The sequence below is a fragment of the Streptomyces sp. NPDC044044 genome (assembly GCF_056434405.1).
In genome coordinates this window covers 732792-758219 of record NZ_JBWKFG010000003.1, presented here as the reverse complement: position 1 = coordinate 758219, position 25428 = coordinate 732792, and the positions used below count along the sequence as shown (strand labels likewise).

General features: G+C 71.0%; 23 protein-coding genes. 10 read left to right on the top strand and 13 right to left on the bottom strand.

Annotated elements, in window-relative coordinates; all coding sequences use genetic code 11:
- Positions 1-8: 8 nt before the first annotated feature.
- The 3 genes from AC07AG_RS14385 to AC07AG_RS14375 all read left to right on the top strand — a co-directional run bounded on the left by AC07AG_RS14385 (position 9) and on the right by AC07AG_RS14375 (position 2399).
- Complete coding sequence (locus AC07AG_RS14385; RefSeq protein WP_478755079.1) at positions 9-737, top strand: TetR/AcrR family transcriptional regulator; 729 nt, start codon at positions 9-11, stop codon at positions 735-737.
- A gap of 33 nt (positions 738-770) precedes the next feature.
- Entirely contained in the window at positions 771-1049 is a 279-nt protein-coding gene (locus AC07AG_RS14380) for a hypothetical protein (protein ID WP_478755077.1), read from the top strand.
- Between the two features lie 171 nt (positions 1050-1220).
- Positions 1221-2399, top strand: coding sequence for a C40 family peptidase (locus tag AC07AG_RS14375; RefSeq protein WP_478755075.1), 1179 nt, complete (start codon positions 1221-1223; stop codon positions 2397-2399).
- A gap of 346 nt (positions 2400-2745) precedes the next feature.
- Here AC07AG_RS14375 and AC07AG_RS14370 read toward each other — a convergent pair whose 3' ends face one another.
- The 5 genes from AC07AG_RS14370 to AC07AG_RS14350 are packed head-to-tail and all read right to left on the bottom strand — an operon-like array spanning position 2746 to position 8405.
- Positions 2746-3978, bottom strand: a complete 1233-nt coding sequence (locus AC07AG_RS14370; protein ID WP_478755073.1) for a styrene monooxygenase/indole monooxygenase family protein — start codon at positions 3976-3978, stop codon at positions 2746-2748.
- Positions 3979-4011: 33 nt separating this feature from the next.
- Positions 4012-4641: a GTP-binding protein gene (locus AC07AG_RS14365; RefSeq protein WP_478755072.1), complete on the bottom strand. Its 630-nt coding sequence runs from the start codon at positions 4639-4641 to the stop codon at positions 4012-4014.
- Entirely contained in the window at positions 4622-5026 is a 405-nt protein-coding gene (locus AC07AG_RS14360) for a DUF742 domain-containing protein (RefSeq protein ID WP_453397900.1), read from the bottom strand. Before AC07AG_RS14360 ends, AC07AG_RS14365 begins: the two co-directional genes overlap by 20 nt.
- Positions 5023-5556 carry a roadblock/LC7 domain-containing protein gene (locus AC07AG_RS14355; protein ID WP_478755069.1) on the bottom strand — a complete coding sequence of 178 codons (534 nt, stop codon included), beginning with the start codon at positions 5554-5556 and terminating at the stop codon, positions 5023-5025. The genes AC07AG_RS14360 and AC07AG_RS14355 overlap by 4 nt, the downstream gene beginning before the upstream one ends.
- Before the next feature lie 8 nt (positions 5557-5564).
- Positions 5565-8405, bottom strand: coding sequence for a sensor histidine kinase (locus AC07AG_RS14350; protein ID WP_478755067.1), 2841 nt, complete (start codon positions 8403-8405; stop codon positions 5565-5567).
- Between the two features lie 368 nt (positions 8406-8773).
- On the opposite strand from AC07AG_RS14350, the gene AC07AG_RS14345 reads away from it, so the two are divergent.
- A complete protein-coding gene (locus AC07AG_RS14345) occupies positions 8774-9619 on the top strand; it encodes a protein phosphatase 2C domain-containing protein (RefSeq protein WP_478755065.1) in 846 nt (281 codons plus the stop codon).
- Positions 9620-9736: 117 nt separating this feature from the next.
- Here AC07AG_RS14345 and AC07AG_RS14340 read toward each other — a convergent pair whose 3' ends face one another.
- On the bottom strand, positions 9737-10249 hold the full coding sequence (locus AC07AG_RS14340; protein ID WP_478755563.1) for a MarR family winged helix-turn-helix transcriptional regulator: 513 nt from the start codon (positions 10247-10249) through the stop codon (positions 9737-9739).
- A 291-nt stretch (positions 10250-10540) separates the two neighbouring features.
- Here AC07AG_RS14340 and AC07AG_RS14335 point away from each other — a divergent pair, with 291 nt between their 5' ends.
- Positions 10541-11383 carry a lysozyme gene (locus AC07AG_RS14335; protein ID WP_478755063.1) on the top strand — a complete coding sequence of 281 codons (843 nt, stop codon included), beginning with the start codon at positions 10541-10543 and terminating at the stop codon, positions 11381-11383.
- Positions 11384-11452: 69 nt separating this feature from the next.
- Here the strand turns inward: AC07AG_RS14335 and lon are convergent, their stop codons facing one another.
- Positions 11453-13876 carry an endopeptidase La gene (lon, locus tag AC07AG_RS14330; protein ID WP_478755061.1) on the bottom strand — a complete coding sequence of 808 codons (2424 nt, stop codon included), beginning with the start codon at positions 13874-13876 and terminating at the stop codon, positions 11453-11455.
- Positions 13877-14024: 148 nt separating this feature from the next.
- On the bottom strand, positions 14025-14813 hold the full coding sequence (locus tag AC07AG_RS14325; protein WP_478755059.1) for a rhomboid-like protein: 789 nt from the start codon (positions 14811-14813) through the stop codon (positions 14025-14027).
- Positions 14814-15009: 196 nt separating this feature from the next.
- On the opposite strand from AC07AG_RS14325, the gene AC07AG_RS14320 reads away from it, so the two are divergent.
- From AC07AG_RS14320 to AC07AG_RS14305, 4 genes are all read left to right on the top strand, one after another.
- Positions 15010-15714 (top strand): spermidine synthase family protein, encoded by a 705-nt coding sequence (locus tag AC07AG_RS14320; protein WP_478755058.1) that lies wholly within the window; start codon positions 15010-15012, stop codon positions 15712-15714.
- A gap of 65 nt (positions 15715-15779) precedes the next feature.
- Positions 15780-16520, top strand: a complete 741-nt coding sequence (locus tag AC07AG_RS14315; protein WP_249587795.1) for a response regulator transcription factor — start codon at positions 15780-15782, stop codon at positions 16518-16520.
- 13 nt (positions 16521-16533) lie between these two features.
- A complete protein-coding gene (locus AC07AG_RS14310) occupies positions 16534-17619 on the top strand; it encodes a HAMP domain-containing sensor histidine kinase (protein WP_478755056.1) in 1086 nt (361 codons plus the stop codon).
- Positions 17620-17878: 259 nt separating this feature from the next.
- Positions 17879-21655 (top strand): multifunctional oxoglutarate decarboxylase/oxoglutarate dehydrogenase thiamine pyrophosphate-binding subunit/dihydrolipoyllysine-residue succinyltransferase subunit, encoded by a 3777-nt coding sequence (locus AC07AG_RS14305; RefSeq protein ID WP_478755054.1) that lies wholly within the window; start codon positions 17879-17881, stop codon positions 21653-21655.
- Between the two features lie 104 nt (positions 21656-21759).
- Here AC07AG_RS14305 and AC07AG_RS14300 read toward each other — a convergent pair whose 3' ends face one another.
- The 3 genes from AC07AG_RS14300 to AC07AG_RS14290 are packed head-to-tail and all read right to left on the bottom strand — an operon-like array spanning position 21760 to position 23825.
- Positions 21760-22638 carry a transporter substrate-binding domain-containing protein gene (locus tag AC07AG_RS14300; protein WP_478755052.1) on the bottom strand — a complete coding sequence of 293 codons (879 nt, stop codon included), beginning with the start codon at positions 22636-22638 and terminating at the stop codon, positions 21760-21762.
- Positions 22639-22653: 15 nt separating this feature from the next.
- Positions 22654-23406 (bottom strand): hypothetical protein, encoded by a 753-nt coding sequence (locus tag AC07AG_RS14295; protein WP_478755050.1) that lies wholly within the window; start codon positions 23404-23406, stop codon positions 22654-22656.
- Positions 23403-23825: a hypothetical protein gene (locus AC07AG_RS14290; RefSeq protein WP_478755048.1), complete on the bottom strand. Its 423-nt coding sequence runs from the start codon at positions 23823-23825 to the stop codon at positions 23403-23405. Before AC07AG_RS14290 ends, AC07AG_RS14295 begins: the two co-directional genes overlap by 4 nt.
- A gap of 206 nt (positions 23826-24031) precedes the next feature.
- Here AC07AG_RS14290 and AC07AG_RS14285 point away from each other — a divergent pair, with 206 nt between their 5' ends.
- On the top strand, positions 24032-24220 hold the full coding sequence (locus tag AC07AG_RS14285) for a DUF6104 family protein (RefSeq protein WP_478755047.1): 189 nt from the start codon (positions 24032-24034) through the stop codon (positions 24218-24220).
- Positions 24221-24284: 64 nt separating this feature from the next.
- Here the strand turns inward: AC07AG_RS14285 and AC07AG_RS14280 are convergent, their stop codons facing one another.
- Positions 24285-24515, bottom strand: a complete 231-nt coding sequence (locus AC07AG_RS14280; RefSeq protein WP_478755045.1) for a hypothetical protein — start codon at positions 24513-24515, stop codon at positions 24285-24287.
- Between the two features lie 71 nt (positions 24516-24586).
- Positions 24587-25426 (bottom strand): hypothetical protein, encoded by an 840-nt coding sequence (locus AC07AG_RS14275; protein ID WP_478755043.1) that lies wholly within the window; start codon positions 25424-25426, stop codon positions 24587-24589.
- Positions 25427-25428: the final 2 nt, after the last annotated feature.

Genomic DNA, 25428 nt, shown 5'->3' with positions numbered 1-25428 from the left:
TGCGAGGCATGACCTCGCCTGCTCCCACCCGCGCGTACCGGCGGCTCAGTGTCGAAGAGCGGCAGCGGCAGCTCAAGGAGGCCGCCCTGTCCCTCTTCGCCGTGCGCGCACCCGACGAGGTGTCCCTCGACGACGTGGCGGAGGCGGCCGGGGTGTCGCGGCCGCTCGTCTACCGCTACTTCCCCGGCGGCAAGCAGCAGTTGTACGAGGCCGCGCTGCGGTCCGCCGCCGACGAGCTGGAGCAGTGTTTCGCCGAGCCGCCCGAGGGCCCGCTCACCCAGCGCCTGGCGAACGCGCTAGACCGCTACCTCGCCTTCGTCGACCAGCACGACGCGGGGTTCAGCGCGCTGCTGCAGGGCGGCAGCGTCGTGGAGACCTCGCGCACGACAGCCATAGTCGACGAGGTCCGCAGGACGGCCGCCGAGCACATACTCGCCCACCTGGAGGTCGTGGGGGCCAGGGGCCCGCGGCTGCGGATGACCGTGCGGATGTGGATCACCTCCGTCGAGGCGGCGTCCCTGATCTGGCTGGACGAGGAGAAGCAGCCGCCGCTCGACGAGCTGCGGGACTGGCTGGTCGAGCAGTTCATGGCGGTCCTGGTGGCCTCCGCGGGCCGCGACCCGCAGACCGCGGAGGCGGTACGGGGCGCGCTGGCCATGGAGACGGCCGAGGGCCCCGCGGGCTCGCTCGCCCGGCGTGTGCTGCCCGTGGTGAGCGACGCGGCGCACCTGCTGTGACGCGCGTCGGCCGCCTGCTGTGACACTGACCGGGTGAAGAGCGAAGACACCCCCTTCGAGGGTGGCCCCCTGGACGGCCGCGTCCTGCCCGTCCTGCTGGGCCCGACCGGCCACCCCCCGAAGGTGTACCGGGTCCCGGTGCCGGACGATGCGGGCGGCCCGCCGACCGTGCTCGTGTACCGCAGGGTGGCCAAGGCGGGGAAGCGGCTCGGGCTGCACCAGGGCTGGACGTACGCGTACGACCCCGAGGGCGACAAGGCCGGGTCCGGCCTGAAGTGGCCGTGGTCGAAGCCGGGCGGGACAGCGGGCTGAGCTCCGCGCGCTCCCGCCCGGTCGCCGCCGGGGCAAGGGCGGCGCGCCGTGGGCCCCTGGACGAGTGACCGCATTGCGCCAACCCGCGCACCCTCAGGAGGCGGGCCGCGCCGGGGCGGCTGATGCTCGCGGTGCGGGGCGGAGGGGCCGCCGCGCGCCGGAGGTGATGGCATGTCAGGCAGGCTGCTGCGGTGGGTCGGTACGGGAGCGGCGGTCGGGGCATTGCTGGCGACGGCCTCACCGGCGTACGCCGTGCCGGAGCCGTCAGGGCCCGGGGAGCGCCCGGTCTCCGAACTGCTGACGGACCTTCAGGAGCTGTACCGGAAGGCCGAGGAGTCGACGGAGACGTACAACGCGACCGAGGAGAAGCTGAAGGAACGGCGCGCCGAGGTCACCCGCCTGAACGGCAGCCTGGACCGGGCCAGGACCTCGGTGCGGGACAGCCGGGGCGCCGCGGGCCGCTTCGCGCGCCAGCAGTACCAGGGCAGGACGAACATCTCCCCCTACGTGCACCTCCTGCTCGCCCGCAACCCGCAGCAGGCGCTCGACCAGGGACATGTGATCGGGCGGGTGGCGGCGGAGCGGGCCGCGACCGTGGAGCGTCTGGTCGGCGGCGAGAAGACGGCGTCCACGCTCGCGGCCGGCGCCAGGAGCGCCCTGGAGAGCCAAGTCGCCCTCGCCGCACGGCAGAAGGAAGCTCGCGACACGGTCAAGGGGCAGCTGAAGGAGGTCGAGGAGCTGCTCGCCTCGCTGAGCACGGAGCAGCTTGCGGAGCTGGCGCGGGCCGAGGAGGAGGGGATGGCCGCGGCGCAGCGCAAGTTCCTGGCGTCGGGCGCACTGAGCAAAGCTGCGGGCTCCGCGGGCTCCGCGCCGTCCCGGCCGCCGTCCCGGCGAGGGGACGAGGCGCTGGACTACGCCGTGCGGCAGATCGGCAAGCCGTACAAGTGGGGCGCGGAGGGCCCCGCCTCCTTCGACTGCTCGGGGCTCACCCAACAGGCGTGGGCGGCGGCGGGGAAGGAGATCCCGCGCACCTCGCAGGAGCAGTGGGCGCAGCTGAAGCGGGTCTCGCTGCGCAAGCTGCGGCCGGGTGACCTGGTCGTCTACTTCCCCAAGGCCACGCATGTGGCGCTGTACCTGGGCGACGGCATGGTCATCCAGGCCCCGCGCCCCGGGACCCGGATCAAGGTCTCCCCCATCGCGGCGAACCCCCTCCTGGGAGCGGTACGCCCGGACCCCAAGGCGGATTCCATGAAGGGCTACGTCCCGCCGAAGCTGCCTCGCGGGGCGATGAAGGGCGGGGACAAGGGATACGGCAGGGCTGCCGCGCCGGCCGCTGGGCGCGGGGCCTGAACCGGGGCTTCTCCCCCAGGCCGCTCGGTCCGGGCCCCCGCAGGTCGCTCGGCACGGAGCCTGAACCGGGCCTGCCCCTGCGACAGGGTGTCCGTCGCTCGGCGCGGGCCTCTCCCGCCCACCCGCCCGTTCACCCCGCAGCCTCGGCCGCACCGAACGGGCTTTCCCGCCCACCCAGCCGATTGCCCCGCAGGTCACCCGCAGGTCAACGGGCGCGGGTGGGAGGAGCTTGTTCGGTGCGGCGGGGCACTGCGGGGTGAACGGTGGGCGGGCGGGAAAGATCCGGCGGGCGGGTCAGGTCCGGTTGCCCCGCATCGGTGGGGCGCCCGAGGCCGCCGGGAGTGGACTAACCCGTCAGACCCGTCAGGTACGCGCCCGTCTTCTCCGGCTCATAGAAGAAGTTCTCGAAGTCCGACGGGTCGTTGAAGCCGTTCGCGAAGCGGTCTGCCGCCGGCTGGAGTTGGCCCGCCGCGCCGATCAGGTTCAGGACGTGCTCCGGCGGCGGCGACAGCATCGCGTTCGTCCACTTGGTGACGTGCTGAGCCGTCTCCCAGTACCGGTCGAACGTCGACTGCATCCAGTCCGCGTCGAACGGCTTGTCGCCGTGCGTGATGATCGAGTCGAGGTACGAAGCCGCGCACTTCGAGGCCGAGTTGGACCCCTGGCCCGTGATCGGGTCGTTCGCGACGACCACGTCAGCCACGCCCAGGACGAGGCCGCCGCCCGGCAGCTGCCCGATCGGCTTGCGCACCGTCGGCGCGTAGCGGCCGGACAACGTGCCGCCCGCGTCCGTCAGTTCGACCTTGGTCGCCCGCGCGTACTCCCACGGAGTGAACTTCTCGAGGAGTTCGAGGGTCAGCGCCAGGTGCTCCGAGGGGTCCTTGATGCCCTGGAACGCGTCCAGCGGGCCGCCCGGCACGCCCTCCCAGAACAGGATGTCCGCACGCCCGGACGTGGTGAAGGTCGGCATGACGAAGAGTTCACCCACGCCCGGCACCAGGTTGCACCGCACCGCGTCGAACTCGGGGTGCTCGGGCCGCGGGCCCATCCCGTGGACGTAGGCGACGGCCAGCGCGCGCTGCGGGGTGTCGTACGGAGAGCGAGCGGCGTCGCGCTCGAACATCGAGACCAGCTCGCCCTTGCCCGCGGAGACGAGGACCAGGTCGTACGTACGGGAGAAGTAGTCGAGGTCCGAGACCGCCGCGCCGTGGATGACCAGCTGGCCGCCCCGCTGCGCGAACGTCTCCATCCAGCCCGCCATCTTCACGCGCTGGTCGACGGACTGGGCGTAACCGTCCAGCTTGCCGACCCAGTCGATGACGCGGGAAGAGTCGGGCCCGGCGACCGAGACGCCGACGCCCTCGATCTTCGGGGCCTGGGACTCCCAGAAGTTCACCTTCAGGTCCCGCTCGTGCTGCAGCGCCGTGTGGAACATGCACTGTGTGGACATCACACGGCCGGACCGGACCTCGTCCGCCGTGCGGTTGGACATCAGGGTGACCTCGTACCCCTGCGACTGGAGTCCGAGAGCGATCTGGAGCCCGGCCTGACCGGCTCCGACGACGAGTATCTTCCGCATGCGGCTGCTTCTCCTACGGGGTACTGAAAAGAGTTATTCGGGGGTTGCTGCCAGGGCGTGGCCCACCAGCGAGAGGAGCGACTCGATCACCGAGATCCGCTGCCGCGCGTCCATGATCAGCACCGGTATGTGCGGCGAGATCGTCAGCGCCTCACGGACATCCGCGGGCTCGAACTCCTCGGTGCCGTCGAAGTGGTTGACGGCCACGATGTACGGCAGCCCGCAGCTCTCGAAGTAGTCGAGCGCGGGGAAGCAGTCCGAGAGCCTGCGGGTGTCGGCGAGGACCACGGCGCCGATCGCGCCGCGCACCAGGTCGTCCCACATGAACCAGAAGCGCTGCTGCCCCGGCGTACCGAAGAGGTACAGCACGAGGTCGTCGTCGAGCGTGATCCGGCCGAAGTCCATGGCGACCGTGGTCGTGGTCTTGTCCGGGGTCGACGTGAGGTCGTCCGTGTCCTCGCTCGCCTGCGTCATCAGCGCCTCCGTCTGGAGGGGCGTGATCTCGGAGACGGCGGTGACCAGGGTCGTCTTGCCCACGCCGAAGCCGCCCGCCACCACGATCTTCGTCGCGATCGGGGCCCGGGTGCGGTCCGTCTGCCAGGCTTGGAGGTTCTCGTCCGGGTCGGGGCCCGGGTGGTGGAGTTCAGAGACGGCGGAGGCCACTCAGCACCCTTTCCAGCAGTGCGCGGTCCGGCTGTCCCGGGCCGTGGCCCGTTCCGTACACGCGGATCTTTCCCTGGTCTGCGAGGTCGCTCAGCAGGACGCGGACCACGCCGAGCGGCATCTTCAGAAGCGCGGCGATCTCGGCGACCGTACGCATACGGCGGCAGATCTCGACGATGGCCCGCATCTCCGGCATGACACGCGCGGTGGCGTTGCCCTGCGGCAGTTCTAGGCGCTCCTCGGGGGCTTCGAGTGCGGCGACGAACGTCTCCACGAGCAGGACGTGGCCGAAGCGGGTACGCCCGCCGGTGAGCGAGTAAGGGCGTACGCGGGAGGGTTTGCGGTCGCCACCGCGCTGGGGCAGCTTGCCGGGCTTACTGCTCATCGGACGCTCTCCATCGACTGGCGCAGCTCACTGCGGAGTTCGGGGGTGAGGACATGCCCGGCGCGGCCGACGAAGAGCGCCATGTGGTACGCGACGACGCTCATGTCGCAGTCCGGGGTGGCGTGCACGCCGAGCAGCGAGCCGTCGCTGATCGACATCACGAAGAGGCTGCCCTCCTCCATGGCGACGACGGTCTGCTTGACCGGTCCCGCGTCCATCAGCTTGGAGGCGCCGATGCACAGCGAGCCGAGGCCCGAGACGATGGTGGCGAGGTCCCCGCTCGACCCCTTGGGGCCCGAGCTGTTGTCCACCGCGGGTGCGTTGTTCCGCGCGGGGTCCGAGGAGAGCAGGAGCAGTCCGTCGGAGGAGACCACCGCCACCGACAGGAGACCCGGCACCTCCTCGACGAGGTTCGTCAGCAGCCAGTGCAGGTTGCGTGCTTCGCTGCTCAGTCCGAACGCCGCGGCGGAGCCACCGGCGGTGGAGCTGCCGGTGGAAGTACTGCCGGTGGAAGAACTGGGCGAGCGCATGGGCGCAGTCAACTACTTGCCTCCTCGACTGTGTCCCCCATGTTTTCGGTCTCTTCGGTACGTTCGTTCAGCTCGGCCTCCACGTCGCGACGTCCGCTGATGGCTCCCTGGTGGAAACCCCCCAGACGCTTGCGCAGTGCTTCGGCGTCGACGGAGCCGCTGCGCGCCTTGGGCACGGTGGGCTCGGGCGCGCTGATCTTGGGCGTGCGCTTCGGAAGCCCCTTGTCCGTGACGCGCTCCCACTTGGGGGCGGGGGCGGCTTCGGTGGCGGGCGCCGAGTCGGCTTCGGTGGCGGGTGCCGGGTCGGCTTCGGTCGCGGGCGCCGGGTCGGCTTCCGGCTCCTCGATGACCGGCGGAGGGGTCAGCTCCATGGTCGTCTCGGGCGAAGCTTCGGGCTCAGGCTCGGACTCGGACTCGGACTCAGGCTCGGGCTCGGCGCCGGCCTCCCGCACCGCGTGCTCCGCAGCCGCGATCAGCGGATCCTCGTCAGCCGCCCCCGCGGCAGCTGCCCCCGCGGCAGCGGGCGGCACTGCAGCGGACGACGCCGCGCGCCCCGGCAGCACATTGGAGTTGGCCTCGGCCTCCGAGCCCGGCAGGTGCAGGGCAGGCGCCCCGCCGGGAACAGGCACGCCGACCGGCGGCGCCCCCACCGCGGGCGCCGCGGCGAGGATCGACTTCGGCAGGACCACGACCGCCGCGACCCCGCCCTGCTTCTGCTCGCGCAGGCGGACCCGGGCCCCGTGCCGCGCGGCGAGCCGGGCCACGACATAGAGGCCGAGCCCGAGCCCGTCCCCGCTCTCCTGGTCGTACGCGTCGTCCGGACGGAAGTCCGCGAGCCGGGAGTTGAGCTCGTCCATGCGGTCCGGTGTGACCCCTATGCCCTCGTCCTGCACGGAGAGCATGACCTCGCCGCTCTCCAGGAGCCAGCCGGAGACCTCGACGGAGGCGTCCGGCGGCGAGAACGAGGTCGCGTTCTCCAGGAGCTCGGCGACCAGATGGCTGATGTCGTCCGCGGCGAAGCCCGCGACGTGCGCGTGCGGCGGCAGCGTGGCGATGCGCACGCGCTCGTACCGCTCGATCTCGGAGACGGCGGCACGTACGACGTCGACCAGGGGGACCGGGCCGGGGTGCTGGTGGCCGTGTTCGGCGCCCGCCAGGACCAGCAGGTTCTCGCTGTGGCGGCGCATGACCGTGGCGAAGTGGTCGAGCTTGAAGAGCGTGGCGAGGCGGTCGGGGTCCTGCTCGCGGTCCTCGAGGTTCTCGATGACGGCGAGCTGCCGCTCGACGAGGCCGAGGGTGCGCAGGGCCAGATTGACGAAGGTGCCGTGGATGGACTGCCGCACGCGCTCCAGGTGGGCGGAGGCCTCGGTCAGTTCGGCGCGCAGCGTCTCGCGCTCGTCGGCCATGGACTGGCGCTGCCCGATGAGGTGCTTGCGGTCGGCTTCGAGCGTGGTCAGGCGCTCGGTGAGGGCGGCCGCGTGCTCGTGCAGCGCGTTGACGGACCGTACGACCTGGGCGAACTCGTCGTCGCGGCCGGTGAAGCGGATCGGCTCCTGTGGCGCGGGCTCGGTGGCCAGGCGGGCCGAGCCGATGCGCAGGACGGCGAGCGGACGGGTCAGGCTGCGGGCCATGCCCATGGAGACGCCGACCGCGACGAGCAGCGTGACGCCGATGAGCGCGACGCGGATCTCAAGGGCCGTCACGTCGTCGTCGCGGAGCTTGGCGAGGTCCTTGGTGCGCTGCACCGTGAGCGCGGACTCGGCGCCGCGCATCATCTCGATGCGGGCGGAGAGCGCGGCGTCGAGCTTCTTGCTGTCGTATCCGCGCTCGGCGGTGGAAAGCGTGGGCTGGTCGGTGAGACGGGTGAGGTACTTCTCCGCCGTCGTCACCTCGTGGCCGGTGACCGTCGAGTCGTACGTCGTGCGGGCGCCGTCCGTGGTCGCGTCCCGGAAGTCGGCGATGGCGGCCTGCTCGCGGAGGTGGGCCTGCTGGCCCGCGGCGCTGAGGCCGTCGCGGCGCCTGCTGTCGGCGGAGGACTCGTCGACCACGGTGGTGGGCAGGCCGGTGACGGGGTCGACGGTGGTGCTCGTCTCGGTGGAGCTCGGGACGGCGAGAGCGGCGAGGAGGAGGCCGCGGGCGCTCGCCGCCTGTTCGACGGCGTGGTCGAGGTCGGCGAGGGCGTAGGCGCCGGAGCCCGCGCGGGGCGGGGTCTGCTCGGCGAGTTCGCGGGTGAGGCCGTGCAGTTCGGTGATGACGTCCGAGTACGCCGTGTGGGCTTCCAGAGCGGTGCTCTTGCCGGTGAGCGCCGCTCTGCGGACGGCGCCGATGTCGGCGAGGTCCGCCCGCAGACCGGCCGGCGCGTCGGCCGTGCGCAGCTCCTCGATCTGGCGGTCGACGCGGGCGCTGCGGCTCTCGGAGAGCCCCTTGCCCTGCGGACGGCCCGCCGCGATGAAGGAGGTGACCTCGTCGCGCTCGTCGGCCAGTGAGTGTCCGAGGGAGACGGCGTCCTGGGTGCGCTCGGCGAGGGTCACCAGACTCTGCGCGTCGCTCAGTTGACCGGAGGCGGCGACGATGGCGGGCGCTCCGGCCCCGGCGATCGCGGCGGCCACGACGGCGACGGCGACGATCAGCCGATTGCGCACGCGCTTGGTGGGCTTGGAGTTGACGGACTTCACGGGCTTCGAGGGTCCGGGGGCCGTCACACCGGGGGCCGTCCGCTCTCCCGCCGTGTGCTCGGTGTTCTCTCCCGCTGTGGGCTCGGACGAGCGCTCTGTAGGGGTGGTCGCGCCCGGCGTGGCCCCTTCGGGAGCCGTCTGCTTGCCCTTGCGCCCAGGCCGCATCTTCTGCACCGGTGCTCGCATTCTTGTTTTTCGTCTGCCCATGGGCCCGGGTGACGATCCGTCAACACACGCGCCCCCCGGTACGGCTCCTGACCCTTCCAGTGCCGATGGGTGGCAGTCGTGCATCACATGCCTGGCCACCCGAAGGAGTGAACATCGGCGGAGAGTTGGCGAGCAAGTCCCCTCGGGAGCCGAAAGTCTCGGCCACGGTGCGCCGGTTGGACGTCGACCGCAGGCTTTGGCAGGATGCGCCGCCACACGCCGCCGGAAGCGATCATTCCGACCGAAATCCGGCGTCTGACCTGCTGGTCCGGGCCAGCCCCCGCCCAAATGCGGCCTCCGGATGACCTTGTGAAGGCCTCGTGCAGACTGGCCGAATGCGTATCGAACTCGCCACCGAGCCCGGAGACCCCGCTCGCCCCAACGAGGACTATGCCGCGGTGACGCTTCCCGCGGCCGGACAAGGCGGATCGCTCGTCCTTCTGGACGGGGTGACTCCGCCTGCCGGAGATGACGGCTGTCTGCATTCCGTCCCTTGGTTCACGGCGCGACTCGGGGGCGCACTGGGAGAACTGTCCGTTTCGCGACGGGATATGACGCTCACTGAGATCCTCGCGGCGGCGATCGTGCGCACCGCGGACGCCCATTGTCAAACCTGTGACCTTTCTCACCCGCGCACTCCTCAGGCCACCGTGGTTCTGGTGCGTTGGGACGACGAGCGGGTCGAGCACCTCGTCCTGTCCGACTCCGCACTCCTGGTGGCGGGCCCCGACGGCCAGGTCACCCCGGTGCTCGACGAGCGCCTCACGGAACTGCCGCCGCGGATCCGCGCGATGCGCGACGCGGTCCGCGCGCTGCCGCGCGGCTCCGCCGAACGCGAGGTCGCGGGCCGCGCGTACGGCGCCGCGGTCGAGGCCCTGCGGAACGCGGAGGACGGCTTCTTCACGGCGGCCGCCGACCCGTCGGCGGCCACGCGGGCGGTCACCGGAACCTGGCCGCGCGCCGAGGTGACGGCGCTGGCGGCCCTGACGGACGGGGTCGGCCGCTGGGTCGAGACGTTCCGCGCGGGCGACTGGGCCGACTGCTTCGCGCTGCTGCGGAAGGACGGTCCGCAGCGTCTGGTGGACCGGGTGCGGGAGCTGGAGCGGGCGGACCCGGAGGGCACGGCGTTCCCCCGAGGCAAGCGTCACGACGACGCGGCGGTGGTGTACGCGGAGTTGTGACGTGACCGGGGGTGCGCCCCGTAGGGGCGCGGGGAACCGCGCGACCAGCCACGCCCCAGCCGCAGACGGAGACGGAGACATGCCGCGTCCCGGCCCAGGCGGGCGGCCGCGGCCCCCTCAGGACTCCGGGGACTCGTTCAGCTGGCGCAGCAGGCGGGCCAGCTCCGCCACCTCCGTACGGTCCCACGCGGCCAGCTTCCGCACGTACCGCTCCCGCCGGGCCGCCCGCACCGTACGGAACCGCGTCCCGCCCTCCTCCGTCAGGTGGACGAGCCAGGCCCGCCCGTCGGCGGGGTCGGGCTCGCGGGCGACGAGCCCGAGCTCCTCCAGGGCGCGCAGCTGACGGCTCATCGTCGCCTTGCCGACGCCGATGTACGCGGCGAGATCCGTGGCCCGCTGCGGGCCCGAGTCGTCGAGGCAGACCAGGAGTCCGTACGCGGCGGGCTCCAGATCGGGGTGGACCTGGCGCGCCATCTCCCCGGACGAGGCACGCGCCCGGCGCAGGAGCAGGCTCAACTCCCGCTCCAGGGAGAGGAACTCACGGTCGACCCCCCTGCTCACGTCGACCCCCCTGCTCAAGCCGACTCCTCTGTTCACGTCGGCTCCGCCCTTGTTCTCGCCCTCGTGCACTTCAGCACCCATGGCACGCTTTCTTTCCGGATCGGATCAGTTTTCCGCCCCGCACGGCGGCAGACATCCGCGTCGGCCCATCGCCGCAGCTGGACCAGTATTTCGTAACGTCACGCCAGGCCACGCCGAGGACACCGCCGCTGGAGTAGACCAACGGCAGACACCGGACCCCCTTCCCAGCCACGGGTCTACGTGCGTAGCGTCGTGCATGACATGTTCACACCACGAACCTGTCGACAGGTCCCCCCACGAGCTCCATCGAGCTCAATCGAGGCCTACGGAGGCACGCACATGCCCGTGCACAGACCCGGAACGCCCCGCCGCTCCCGCTGGTCGGCGGCCGGAATCCTGCTCTCAGTCCTCTCCGCCCTCTCCCTCCTGGTCACCCTGCCGGGCGCCGCACAGGCCGTCGGCGGCGACGACACCCCTGCCCGCGGTTCCGCCCGCATGGGCCAGGGCGTCGTCGAGCACGACGGGCAGGGCAGTCTGCCGCCCTCCGGCGACGCCGTACAGACCGAAGGCGTCGACGTCAGCAGTCACCAGGGCAACATCGCCTGGGCCACGCTCTGGAACAGCGGCGTGAAGTGGTCCTACGTGAAGGCCACCGAGGGGACGTACTACAAGAACCCCTACTTCGCCCAGCAGTACAACGGTTCGTACAACGTGGGCATGATCCGCGGCGCCTACCACTTCGCGACGCCCGACACGACGAGCGGCGCCACCCAGGCCAACTACTTCGTGGACAACGGCGGCGGCTGGTCGCGCGACGGCAAGACGCTGCCGGGCGCGCTCGACATCGAGTGGAATCCGTACGGGGCGGCCTGCTTTGGCAAGTCGCAGTCCGCGATGGTCACGTGGATCCGTGACTTCCTGAACCAGTACAAGGCGCGCACCGGGCGCCACGCGGTGATCTACACGGCCACCAGCTGGTGGAAGCAGTGCACCGGCAACTACGGCGGCTTCGCCGTCAACAACCCGCTCTGGATCGCCCGCTACAACACCTCGCCGGGTGAGCTGCCTGCCGGATGGGGCGTGCAGACGATGTGGCAGTACACGTCGACCGGCCCGACGGTCGGGGACCACAACAAGTTCAACGGCGCCCTGGACCGGGTCCAGGCGCTCGCCAACGGCTGAGCGCGCGCCCCGCGCGCGAGGGCCCGGAACCCCTCGGGGTCCCGGGCCCTCACTCACCGGCCACCTCCGTCACGCGGCGGCCGGAATCCTCACCTCGGCCTCGGTCAGCGCCAGTTCGAGCACCTGACGGACGTCCGTCACCGGGTGCACGTCCAGCTTTTCCAGGATCTCCGCCGGGACGTCGTCCAGATCGGCCTCGTTCCGCTTCGGGATGATCACCGTGGTGATCCCGGCACGGTGCGCGGCCAGCAGCTTCTGCTTGACGCCGCCGATCGGCAGGACACGTCCGGTCAGCGAGACCTCACCGGTCATGGCCACGTCCGTACGGACGAGACGGCCGCTGAGCAGCGACGCCAGGGCGGTCGTCATGGTGACGCCCGCGCTCGGCCCGTCCTTGGGGACCGCGCCCGCCGGGAAGTGGATGTGCACGCCGCGTTCCTTCAGATCGGCGACGGGCAGCTCCAGTTCGGCGCCGCGCGAGCGCAGGAAGGAGAGCGCGATCTGCGCGGACTCCTTCATCACGTCGCCGAGCTGACCGGTCAGGGTCAGTCCCGCGGCGCCGGTCTCCGGATCGGCGAGCGACGCCTCGACGAACAGGACGTCACCTCCCGCGCCGGTGACCGCGAGCCCGGTCGCCACGCCCGGCACCGCCGTGCGCCGCTCGGCCGGGTCCTGCGCCGACTCGGGCACGTGGTGCGGGCGCCCGATGAGCGCGCGCAGATCGTCCTCGCCGACGGTGAACGGCAGCTCCTGCTCGCCCAGTTCGTGCTGTGCGGCGACCTTGCGGAGCAGCCGCGCGACGGACCGCTCCAGGTTCCGTACGCCCGCTTCCCGGGTGTACTCCCCCGCGAGCTTGCGCAGCGCGCTCTCGTCCAGGGTGACCTCGTCGGTCTGCAGCCCCGCCCGCTCCAGCTGGCGCGGGAGCAGGTGGTCGCGGGCGATGACGACCTTCTCGTCCTCGGTGTACCCGTCGAGCCTGACCAGCTCCATGCGGTCGAGCAGCGCCTCGGGGATCGCCTCGATGACGTTCGCCGTCGCGAGGAACACGACGTCGCTCAGGTCGAGCTCGACCTCCAGGTAGTGGTCGCGGAAGGTGTGGTTCTGCGCCGGGTCGAGGACTTCGAGGAGGGCGGCGGCCGGGTCGCCCCGGAAGTCGGAGCCCACCTTGTCGATCTCGTCGAGGAGCACGACCGGGTTCATGGACCCGGCCTCCTTGATGGCCCGCACGATCCGTCCGGGCAGCGCCCCCACGTACGTACGACGGTGTCCGCGGATCTCGGCCTCGTCGCGTACGCCGCCGAGCGCGACCCGCACGAACTTGCGCCCCATGGCGTGCGCGACGGACTCGCCGAGCGAGGTCTTGCCCACGCCGGGCGGACCGACCAGGGCGAGCACCGCGCCGCCACGGCGGCCGCCGACGACCCCGAGGCCGCGGTCGGCACGTCGCTTGCGCACCGCGAGGTACTCGGTGATGCGCTCCTTCACGTCCTGAAGGCCCGCGTGCTCGGCGTCGAGGATGTTCTGGGCGCCCTTGATGTCGTACTCGTCCTCGGTCCGTTCGTTCCAGGGGAGTTCGAGGACGGTGTCGAGCCAGGTCCTGATCCAGGAGCCCTCGGGCGACTGGTCGCTTGAGCGCTCCAGCTTGTCGACTTCCTTGAGGGCGGCCTCGCGGACGTTCTCGGGGAGGTCGGCAGCTTCGACACGGGTGCGGTAGTCGTCGGACTCCTCGCCGTCCTGCTCGCCGTTGATCTCGCGCAGTTCCTTGCGCACGGCGTCGAGCTGGCGCCGCAGCAGGAATTCGCGCTGCTGCTTGTCGACGCCTTCCTGTACGTCCTTGGCGATCGACTCGGCGACGTCCTGCTCGGCGAGGTGCTCGCTCAGCTGCTCGGTGGCGAGCTTCAGGCGGGCGGCCGGGTCGTCGGTCTCCAGGAGCTGGATCTTCTGCTGGGTGGAGAGGAAGGGTGAGTAGCCGGAGTTGTCGGCGAGGGCGGAGACGTCCTCGATCGCCTGGACACGGTCGACCACCTGCCAGGCCCCGCGCTTCTTCAGCCAGCTGGTGGCGAGCGCCTTGTACTCCTTGACCAGCTCGGCGAGGGCGCCGGGCAGCGGGTCGGGCACGGTCTCGTCGACCTTGAGCCCCTCCACCCAGAGCGCGGCACCCGGCCCGGTCGTGCCGGCACCGATCCGCACGCGGCCACGGCCGCGGATGAGGGCGCCGGGGTCGCCGTCGGAGAGGCGGCCGACCTGCTCGACGGTGCCGAGGACGCCGGTCGCGGCGTACGTCCCGTCGATGCGCGGAACAAGAAGGACCTGCGGCTTGCTGGTCCCACTGGAGCGTGCGGCCGCCTGGGCGGCCTCCACCGCGGCCCGCACGTCGGTGTCGGACAGGTCGAACGGAACCACCATGCCGGGCAGGACAACCTCGTCGTCGAGCGGCAGCACGGGCAGGGTAAGCGGTGTGGACGGCTTCGACTCGGCAGACTCAGTAGTCATGATCTCCCCTTCGGCATTCAAGTTGAGCTATGTGGACTCAATGCTCGTGAGTCCATGAATGTTCCCCAGGGGATGTTCGCTGTGAGCGATCACTTCGATACGCGCAGATGCGCGAGGGGTGTGGCCTGGTCAGGCGGGGTCGGACAGGTCAGGCGGGTCGGCGCCAGAGCCGCACCAGCGGCCACGTCGCGACGCCGATCGACAGCGCGAGGAGATGGCCCCAGTTCGTCATCGGGTCCGTGAACGCGATCAGGTCGTCGACGAGCATGCCGCCGAACCCGGCGAGCACCAGCCACCGCAGCCACGGCCTGAACAGACCGGCGAGGGCGCCGACGCTCGCCGCGACGCCGAAGCTGATGCCGTAGTCGAGCCGGTGCAAGGAGGTGTCCGGCAGATGGCCCGCGAGGACCGAGAGGCCGACCGGGACCTCGGTCGCGAGGGTGGCCACGACATGGCCGAGCAGGAAGACGCCCGCCGTGCGCAGCGCGCCGATGCGGCGCTCCAGGGCGGTCAGGACCAGCAGGAAGCCGATCGCGTACGGCGACGCGATGCCGCCCGCGATCCACAGGGCGCTGGCCACCAGGACGAGGAGCGGCTCCTGGCTCAGGTGCGCCACGTCCGTGCTGGAGTGCCGGTGCAGGGCCGAGATCAGGGACGGGTCCGCGTACTGCGCCAGGAGCGACGTCAGGGTGAGGACCGCGGCGTAGCCGAACGTGAAGGGCGTACCCGTGGGGGTCGGCAGCAGGCGCCAGGGGCGCAGGCGGCTCAGACGGTTCAGGCGGCTCGGGCGGTTCAGGCCGGACTCGGCGCCCTCGGCCGGGGATGCCGTACGCGCCTCATGGGTTTCCGGAGTTTCGGGGACTGACGCCTCGGGCCCGTGCTCCCGCTGCCGCGGGATGCCGTCAAGGCCGGGCGTGGCGGTCTCCTCGGGTGCCATGGGGGCAGCCGACGCACTCCGGTTCACGGTGAGGCGCTCCTTCCGTTCCGTCCACCCTTTGCCGTTATTTCGGGCGCTGTCTATGACCGGCGCCACGTGAGACACGAATCACATCAACCTCGCGGGCCGAATGCGCGTCCGCACCGTTCCGCGCTTCCCGAGTCTGCCCCGGTTCCGCCGCCATACGCTGGCGGCCATGCACACCCACACCACCACCCCCGTCGTCATCGACCGGCGTGAGGGGCCGTACGGCGAAGTCGTACTGCGGCGCCACGGTGCGCTTCTGCAGATCATCGCCAATGGCTGTTTCCTCATGGACACTTCGGACGGCCGCTCGGAGCGGCTGCTCGTCGACGCGGCGTACGGCGCGCTGGACGGCCGCCCGGGGCCCAGCCTCCTCATCGGCGGCCTGGGCGTCGGCTTCTCCCTCGCCCACGCGGCAGCGGACCCGCGCTGGGGCCCCATCACCGTCGTGGAGCGCGAGCGGGCCATCATCGACTGGCACCGCTCGGGAGCGGATGCACCGCTGGCCGGCCTCTCCGGGGCCGCGCTCGCCGATCCGCGCACGGAGATCCTGCACACAGACCTCGTGGCGCACCTGTGCGGCACCGACGCGTCTCACGGCGCCCCGAAAACGTACGACGCGCTCTGTCTGGACATCGACAACGGACCGGACTGGACGGTGACCGAGGGCAACAACTCCCTCTACTCTCCCGCCGGTCTGGCGGCCTGTCAGGCTCGCCTCAACCCCGGCGGAGTGCTCGCCGTGTGGTCCGCCCAGCCCTCGTCCGCTTTCGACGACGCTCTACGGAATGCCGGGTTCCAGTCGGTACGGACGGAAGAGGTCGCCGTTGCCCGAGGCGTACCCGACGTGGTTCATCTCGGCGTAAGCGCTGCGTAGCCGAGGTGCCTTCGCGACCCGTACCCTGCTGGTCGAACACAAGCGATCAGTGTCAGGGGCGGGCGATGGAGCAGACACACACCTCCCAGAACGGTGCGACGGCGGCGATGCCGGGCGCCCAGCGCCGGGTTCTGGTGGTCGAGGACGACCCGACGATCGTCGACGCCATCGCCGCCCGGCTACGTGCCGAGGGTTTCGTAGTGCAAACGGCGGGAGACGGTCCTTCGGCGGTCGACACCGCACAGGCCTGGCAGCCGGATCTGCTGATCCTGGACATCATGCTGCCGGGCTTCGACGGGCTCGAAGTGTGCCGTCGGGTGCAGGCCCAGCGGCCGGTTCCCGTCCTCATGCTGACGGCGCGCGACGACGAGACGGACATGCTGGTCGGGCTCGGCGTCGGCGCCGACGACTACATGACCAAGCCGTTCTCCATGCGGGAGCTCGCGGCCCGCGTGCACGTCCTGCTGCGCAGGGTCGAGCGGGCCGCGCTCGCCGCGACCACGCCGCGCAGCGGGATCCTGCGGCTCGGCGAGCTGGAGATCGACCACGCCCAGCGGCGGGTCAGGGTCCGCAGCGAGGACGTACATCTGACGCCGACGGAGTTCGACCTGCTCGTCTGCCTGGCCAACACCCCGCGTGCGGTGCTCTCGCGCGAGCAGCTGCTCGCCGAGGTGTGGGACTGGGCCGACGCGTCGGGCACCCGGACCGTCGACAGCCACATCAAGGCGCTGCGCCGGAAGATCGGCGCCGAGCGCATCCGTACGGTGCACGGCGTCGGGTACGCCCTGGAGACCCCGACCCCGTGAGGTGAGCCGTCCGATGACCGGTCCCTTCGGCGGGCTGCGGCCGTTCTCCATCAAGACCAAGCTCGGCATGCTGGTGGTCGTCTCGGTCTTCATCACCACAGGCCTGCTGATGGTGGCGATGAAGACGGAGACGGAGCTGCGCTTCATCACCGTCTTCTCGGTGATCGCCACGCTGCTGATCACGCAGTTCGTGGCGCACAGCCTCACCGCGCCCCTGGACGAGATGAACTCCGTGGCGCGCGCCGTCTCGCACGGCGACTACACGCGCCGGGTGCGCGGCGCCGACCGCCGTGACGAGCTGGGCGACGTGGCCACCACGATCAACCGCATGGCGGACGACCTGGAGGCCCAGGACCAGCAGCGCAAGGAGCTGGTCGCCAACGTCTCGCACGAGCTGCGCACCCCCATCGCCGCCCTTCGCGCCGTCCTGGAGAACGTCGTCGACGGAGTCTCCGCCGCCGACCCGGAGACCATGCGCACGGCCCTGAAGCAGACGGAGCGGCTCGGGCGTCTCGTGGAGACCCTGCTCGACCTCTCCCGCCTGGACAACGGCGTCGTACCGCTGCGGGCCCGCCGCTTCGAGGTGTGGCCCTACCTGTCGGGCGTCCTGAAGGAGGCCAACATGGTGGCCTCCGCGCGCGCGGGCATCGCGTCGGGCTCCGGCAGCCACACCCGCACGGACGTGCATCTGCACCTGGACGTCACGCCGCCCGAGCTGACCGCGCACGCGGACGCCGAGCGGCTGCACCAGGTCGTGGCCAACCTCATCGACAACGCGGTCAAGCACAGCCCGCCGCACGGCCGCGTCACCGTGCGCGCCCGGCGCGGCCTCTACCCCGAGTCCCTCGACCTGGAGGTCCTCGACGAGGGCCCCGGCATCCCGGAGTCGGAGTGGCACCGGGTCTTCGAGCGCTTCAACCGCGGCAGCCACGCCAACGCCACCCCTCACGGGCCCGGCAGCGACGGCGGCACCGGTCTCGGCCTCGCCATCGCGCGCTGGGCGGTCGACATGCACGGCGGGCACATCGGTGTGGCCGAATCCCCTCGCGGCTGCCGCATCCAGGTCACCCTTCCGGGCCTGCCCGAAGTGCGAAGTTGACGTAGGGTTCGAAACGGAAGCGATTCGCGGGCGCATCGGAAGCGCGCCCGGGTGACGCCGCCGCGCTGGGCACGGCCCGCGCGGCCATCTGGCGTTCCGGAACCTCGCTTGTTTCCCGCCATTTACAGCCCCGAAACCAGCGATCCAGTGTGACTTACGCGACGGATGACGGGGCCGGTCTGCACCTGGCGGCGATGGAGGCGTAGCCTTTATTTCCGCTGTCCATCACCTTGTGAAGCGGAAGAGGGCGGTTACCGCCGTGTCGTCACAGTCCCCCAGTAGCTCGAGCATCTCGACCGACCAAGACGGGCAAGGCAAGAGCCCTGCTGCTGCCTTCGGTCCCAATGAGTGGCTCGTCGACGAGATCTATCAGCAGTACCTCCAGGACCCGAATTCGGTCGACCGAGCCTGGTGGGACTTCTTCGCCGACTACAAGCCGGGAGCGGGCGCGTCACCTGCCGCTGCCCCGGCCAAGCCGGCGGGTGACGCAGCCGCGGGGGCTGCGGCCACCACGTCCCCCGCAGCTCCTGCCGCACCCGCCGCCGCCCCGGCCGCGCCCGCCGCTCCTGCGGCGAAGCCCGCGGCCGCCGCGGCCCCGGCCCCCGCCGCGAAGCCCGCAGCCGCGAAGCCCGCCGCCAAGGCGGAGCCCGCGACTGAGGCCCCGGCAGGACCCGAGTACGTGACGCTGCGCGGCCCCGCCGCCGCCGTTGCGAAGAACATGAACGCCTCGGTGGAGGTCCCGACGGCCACGTCGGTCCGCGCCGTTCCGGTGAAGCTGCTCTTCGACAACCGCATCGTCATCAACAACCACCTCAAGCGCGCCCGCGGCGGGAAGATCTCCTTCACGCACCTCATCGGGTACGCGATGGTGCAGGCCATCAAGGCCATGCCGTCGATGAACCACTCCTTCGTGCAGAAGGACGGCAAGCCGACGCTGGTCAAGCCGGAGCACATCAACTTCGGCCTCGCCATCGACCTGGTGAAGCCCAACGGCGACCGCCAGCTCGTGGTCGCGGGCATCAAGAAGGCCGAGACCCTGAACTTCTTCGAGTTCTGGCAGGCCTACGAGGACATCGTCCGCCGTGCGCGCGACGGCAAGCTCGGCATGGACGACTTCACCGGCGTCACGGTCTCGCTGACCAACCCCGGCGGCCTCGGCACGGTCCACTCGGTCCCCCGCCTGATGCCCGGACAGTCGGTCATCATGGGCGTCGGCTCGATGGACTACCCCGCGGAGTTCCAGGGCACGTCGCAGGACACCCTGAACAAGCTCGGCATCTCGAAGGTCATGACGCTCACGTCGACCTACGACCACCGGGTGATCCAGGGCGCCGCCTCCGGCGAGTTCCTGCGCGTCGTCGCGAACCTGCTGCTCGGCGAGAACGAGTTCTACGACGAGATCTTCAAGGCCCTGCGCATTCCTTACGAGCCGGTCCGCTGGCTCAAGGACATCGACGCCTCGCACGACGACGACGTCACGAAGGCCGCCCGCGTCTTCGAGCTGATCCACTCCTACCGCGTCCGCGGCCACGTCATGGCCGACACGGACCCGCTGGAGTACAAGCAGCGCAAGCACCCCGACCTGGACATCACCGAGCACGGCCTCACCCTGTGGGACCTGGAGCGTGAGTTCGCGGTCGGCGGCTTCGCCGGCAAGTCGATGATGAAGCTGCGCGACGTCCTCGGCGTCCTGCGCGACTCGTACTGCCGCACCACCGGCATCGAGTTCATGCACATCCAGGACCCGAAGCAGCGCAAGTGGCTGCAGGACCGCATCGAGCGGACCCACGCCACGAAGCCCGAGCGCGAGGAGCAGCTGCGCATCCTGCGCAGGCTGAACGCCGCCGAGGCCTTCGAGACGTTCCTGCAGACGAAGTACGTCGGCCAGAAGCGCTTCTCCCTGGAGGGCGGCGAGTCCGTCATCCCGCTGCTCGACGCCGTCATCGACAGCGCCGCCGAGTCGCGTCTGGACGAGGTCGTCATCGGCATGGCCCACCGCGGCCGCCTGAACGTCCTCGCGAACATCGTGGGCAAGTCGTACGCCCAGATCTTCCGCGAGTTCGAGGGCAACATGGACCCCAAGTCCATGCACGGCTCCGGCGACGTGAAGTACCACCTGGGCGCCGAGGGCACCTTCACCGGCCTCGACGGCGAGCAGATCAAGGTCTCGCTCGCGGCGAACCCGTCCCACCTGGAGACGGTCGACCCGATCATCGAGGGCATCGTCCGCGCCAAGCAGGACATCATCAACAAGGGCGGCACGGACTTCACGGTCCTGCCCGTCGCCCTGCACGGTGACGCGGCCTTCGCGGGCCAGGGTGTGGTCGCCGAGACGCTGAACATGTCGCAGCTGCGGGGCTACCGCACCGGCGGCACGGTCCACATCGTCATCAACAACCAGGTCGGCTTCACCGCCGCCCCGGAGTCGTCGCGCTCCTCCATGTACGCCACGGACGTGGCCCGCATGATCGAGGCGCCGATCTTCCACGTGAACGGCGACGACCCCGAGGCCGTCGTGCGCATCGCGCGCCTCGCCTTCGAGTTCCGCCAGGCGTTCAACAAGGACGTGGTCATCGACCTCATCTGCTACCGCCGCCGCGGGCACAACGAGTCGGACAACCCGGCGTTCACGCAGCCGCTGATGTACGACCTGATCGACAAGAAGCGCTCGGTGCGCAAGCTCTACACCGAGTCCCTCATCGGTCGCGGCGACATCACCCTGGAAGAGGCCGAGCAGGCCCTGCAGGACTTCCAGGGGCAGCTGGAGAAGGTCTTCACGGAGGTCCGCGAGGCCATCTCGCAGCCCGCCGAGGCCGAGGTCCCGGCCCCCGAGGCCGAGTTCCCGGTGAACGTCGACACGTCGATCTCCCAGGAGGTCGTCAAGCGGATCGCCGAGTCCCAGGTCAACATCCCCGACCGGGTCACCGTCCACCCGCGTCTGCTGCCGCAGCTGCAGCGCCGCATGTCGATGGTCGAGGAAGGCACGATCGACTGGGGCATGGGCGAGACCCTCGCCATCGGTTCGCTGCTCCTGGAGGGCACGCCGGTCCGTCTGTCGGGCCAGGACTCGCGCCGTGGCACGTTCGGTCAGCGTCACGCGGTCCTCATCGACCGTGAGACGGGCGAGGACTTCACGCCGCTCCTGTACCTCTCCGACGACCAGGCGCGCTACAACGTCTACGACTCGCTGCTCTCCGAGTACGCGGTGATGGGCTTCGAGTACGGCTACTCGCTGGCCCGTCCCGAGTCCCTCGTCATGTGGGAAGCGCAGTTCGGTGACTTCGTCAACGGCGCGCAGACGGTGGTGGACGAGTACATCTCGGCCGCCGAGCAGAAGTGGAACCAGCACTCCGGCGTCACGCTGCTGCTTCCGCACGGCTATGAGGGCCAGGGACCGGACCACTCGTCCGCCCGTATCGAGCGCTTCCTCCAGCTGTGCGCGCAGAACAACATGACGGTCGCGATGCCGACCCTTCCGTCGAACTACTTCCACCTCCTGCGGTGGCAGGTGCACAACCCGCACCACAAGCCGCTGGTGGTCTTCACGCCGAAGTCGATGCTGCGCCTCAAGGCCGCGGCCTCGAAGACGGAGGAGTTCACGACGGGTGGCTTCCGCCCGGTCATCGGCGACGACTCGGTCGAGGCGTCGGCGGTCCGCAAGGTCGTCTTCTGCTCCGGCAAGCTGTACTACGACCTGGAGGCCGAGCGGAAGAAGCGCGAGGTCACGGACACCGCGATCATCCGCATCGAGCGTCTGTACCCGCTGCCGGGTGCCGAGCTCCAGGCGGAGATCGCGAAGTACCCGAACGCCGAGAAGTACCTGTGGGCGCAGGAGGAGCCGGCGAACCAGGGCGCGTGGCCCTTCATCGCCCTCAACCTCATCGACCACCTGGACCTGGCGGTCGGCGCGGACATCCCGCACGGCGAGCGCCTGCGCCGCATCTCGCGGCCGCACGGCTCGTCCCCCGCGGTGGGTTCGAAGAAGCGCCACGAGCAGGAGCAGGAGCAGCTCCTCACGGAGGTCTTCGAGGCGTGAGCGCCGTTCGCTGACGTCAGCACGTCGGCACGTCGGCACGTCAGCGGCATGTGAACGGGCCCGCCCCGCGGTGTGAACCGCGGGGCGGGCCCGTTCGTCGTACGTCAGGTGCTCGGCTTGTCGCGGCAGGAGCGGGCGTCGATGGAGCCCGCGCTCGGCTTGTAGTGGCTGATCCAGTTGGGTTCCTCGTCGGCGAGGTTCGGGACCGATGCCTCGAAGTCCTTGATCCAGGCGCTGCTGTCGACGTAGTCCTTCACGAACTCCCGCAGCCTGACGCAGTCCGCGCGGTGCCCCTTGGCCAGGCCGATTCCGTAGTGCTGCGGCGCCCCGATGGTCAGGCCGGGGACCACCCGCAGGCCCTCGGCGGCATGCTGCCGGGCGAAGCCGTACAGGATCATCTGGTCGGTGGAGACCGCGTACGCCTCTCCGGCGACGAGCTGGTCGACGCAGTCGGAGGCGTCGTCGAGCGTGATCAGGTCGGCGCCCACCCGCTTGAGCTCCTTGAGCGCCTCCACGGAGGTCGTGCCCTCCCAGGTGCAGACCGTCCTGCCCTTGAAGTCCTCCCGTTTCGTGGCGCCCTTGCCCTCCTTGCCGACGAGGAATCCCTGCCGGGTGGTGGCGTAGGGGCCGACGAAGTCGATCTGCTCCATGCGGGGCGGTGTGATGGAGAAGGCGGCGATGACCATGTCGGTGTCGCCGTTGACCAGGTCGGGGACGCGGTCCGCGGAGGACACGTTCGCCGGCTTGGACGTCTTGATCTTCAGGTCGTCCTTCAGCTGTCCGAGCAGCAGATGGTCGAAGCCCGAGCGGCGGTAGTTGTCCTCGTACGAGACGCCGGGCAGGTCCCCGTGCATCTCCACGCTGATCTGGGACTTGCCGAGGAAGGTCGGCTCCGACTCCTCTCCGCAGGAACTCGCGCCCACCATCGTGCAGGCGAGGAGGAACGCCAGCAGGGCCGTGGTCCCGCGCGGTCTCACGCTCATCCGGATCACCTCCCCTCAGCCGTGCAGCACGGCGTCGTCTACGGACACGGTCATCCGGCAGCCCGGGTCCGTGTGGACGGTCACGTCGACCCGCAGCGCTCCACTGGCCCCGCCGAGCGGCAGGTCGACGGCCTGTTCCGCGCGCACGTCGGTGTGCGAGCTGTTCGCGCCGGCGCCCCGCAGCGCGACGGTGAGGCGGGTCTCCGGAGTGCAGGACTGGGCGTCGGGCACGGCGTCGCGGACCATCAGGGCGATGCGCAGATGCGTGCGCGAGGGGGCGTCGTCCACCACGACGGACAGCAGGTCCCCGTTCTCCACAGGACCCCGGCCGATCTCGGCCCGGCCGGTCACGTCCACCTCGCCGTGCTCCGTCAGCCGGTCCACCCAGAGCAGGGCACTGACGGCGAGGAGCACGGAGAGCGCGGAGACGAGGGCCTTCGTCGCGGACGGGGCGACGATCCCGACGATGCGGGCGCCCGCGAGCAGGAGGGCGAGCCCCAGCAGCACATAGACGCCCGCGTACTGGCTCTGTGGCCCCTCGGGCGCGATGACCAGGGCCGTCGTGCCCAGGCCGAGGACGGTGACGAAGGGCGGCCAGTTCCACACCCGCCAGGTCGACGCGTCGCCCATGGCGTTCTTCAGGCCGTCGCCGAGGACGAGACTGATGACGAAGTCGCCGAGCACGCGGCCGACCGCGACCGCCTTGTTCCCCTCCGCGCGGGTCTCGGACCGGCTCGGCCGCTGGGTCCGGGCCGTGCGGGGGCTCATCTGCCGCTCTGCGGGTCGCCGTCGAAGCTGATGGTGAAGTCGCCCTGCACCGTCTCCACTGCGACCGCGTGCTTGCCGTACGCGTGTGCGCCGCCGCCTTGCCGTGCCCCGGCCGCGGCCCGCTCGATGTGCCCGCGCAAGGCGTCGGCGCCGAGCTCACCGCCGGCGAGCCACTGCCCCACCGCGGTCTCCAGGGCGCCCCGCGCCTCGTCGGGCAGACCGGCTATCGCACCCGCGGCGGCGGTGTCCTCGTCCCCGCGCGGCCTGCGCAGCACGACGTCGAGGAACGTCCGGCCCCGCGCCACGACGCTCTGGGCCACCTCGTCACGGGCGGTGGTCGCGACGGCGGCCCCCATGGACAGCGCGGCCGAGCTGAGGAACGCGGCGATGGCATCGGCGGACGTGAGCAGTTCGGACAAGTCGGTTCTCCTTCCCGCGTCATGCGCGGCGACCGGGCCCTGCGCATGGACACGCGGTGTGCGAACACCCCTCCGGAAAAAGGGAGTTACCCGCGATGGGTGTGGTGCACACCATGCCCTGTGAAACCGTTGTCCCGAGGCCGATCCGCCATTCCGTACGCTTGGTGAACCATTACGACCATGTACGCACGCAGGAGACGAGCCCCATGTACTTCACCGACCGTGGCATCGAGGAGCTGGAGAAGCGGCGCGGCGAGGAGGAGGTCACTTTCGAGTGGCTCGCCGAGCAGCTCCGGACCTTCGTGGACCTCAACCCGGACTTCGAGGTCCCGGTGGAACGTCTCGCCACCTGGCTGGCCCGCCTGGACGACGAGGACGGGGACGAGGACGAGTAGTCCGCTTCGCCGACCCGGGTCCGGGTCACCTGGTCCGCGTCACCCGACGAGCGCCGGGGCCGGCTCACGCCACTGTGGCAGCGGCAGCGCTCCCGGCTCGCCCATCGGTCAGCACCTGTACGCAGACGTGGTCGGCGCCTGCCGCGAAGTGCTCCTGCACGCGCGCGTGGAGGGCGTCGACGTCTCCGTAGACGACGAGCGCGTCCACCAGACCCAGACGGCGGCTCGGCCCGCCCGCGATGTCCTCCACCCCGCACAGCACGTCGGACCCCGACCAGCCGCCCCGCCTGCTCACCCTCACCCTCGACGCGATCCACGCACGCGGCCAGAGCCCGGCGGCTGATCCACGCACGTGGCCAGAGCCCGTCAGCTCCGGCCGGGCCCCGCGTCAGCCGCCCGCACCCTGTCGTACGCGAACCCCAAAGAGCCGTGCACCATCAGGAGCATCCCCGCCACGGCCCATCCCCCGCTGCGCCGCCGCACGGCCCACGCGGCGAGCGGCAGACCGGCGGCCATCTGTGCCACGGCCAGCGCGCGAGCCCGCGGTCCCCGCAGCCACGGCCCGAAGCGCCCCCGCTCGACGACGTCGAGCTCGGCCCGCACCGCGTCCCGCCATCCCGACCACTCGACCTCCCGCACACCCGGCACGACCCGTGCCACCGCGCGCAGCCGGTCCGCGGGCTCACCCGGGCCGAGGCCGGTCGGCAGCGCCACCCCCGCCCGCGCGAGAACGGCGAGCAGGCCCAGGAGCCGTGCGCGGGCGTCGGCCTCAGGGTCGGGGCGCCCCAGCACCTCCAGGGACTGCATGTCCAGGACGGGGTCGAGCCCGAGCCGCGCGGCGAAGGTGCGCAGCGCCTCGTCCTCACCGACGGGTGTCCCGTTCGCCAGCCACACGTATTCGACGGTGCGCCGGAAGCCCGCCGCGAGGGTGCAGCCGGACCGGTCGGAGTCCCACCACAGCGCGAGCACCGGCCAGGTCGACCCGACGGCGAGCGCGGTGGCCCACCCCGTGAGGACCCGGTCCACCGGTTCGTCGCCGTGCACCCAGGGCTTGCCCTCGGGCACGAGCACGCTCCACTCGTGGCCCGCGTCGGCGAGCAGCATCCGTTCGCGCAACAGGCGGGCGGCGGGCTCGACCACGTCGGGTTCGGCCCGGCAGAGCAGCAGTGCACCGGCGGCGGCGTGCTCGAAAGCTTCGGACGACATGG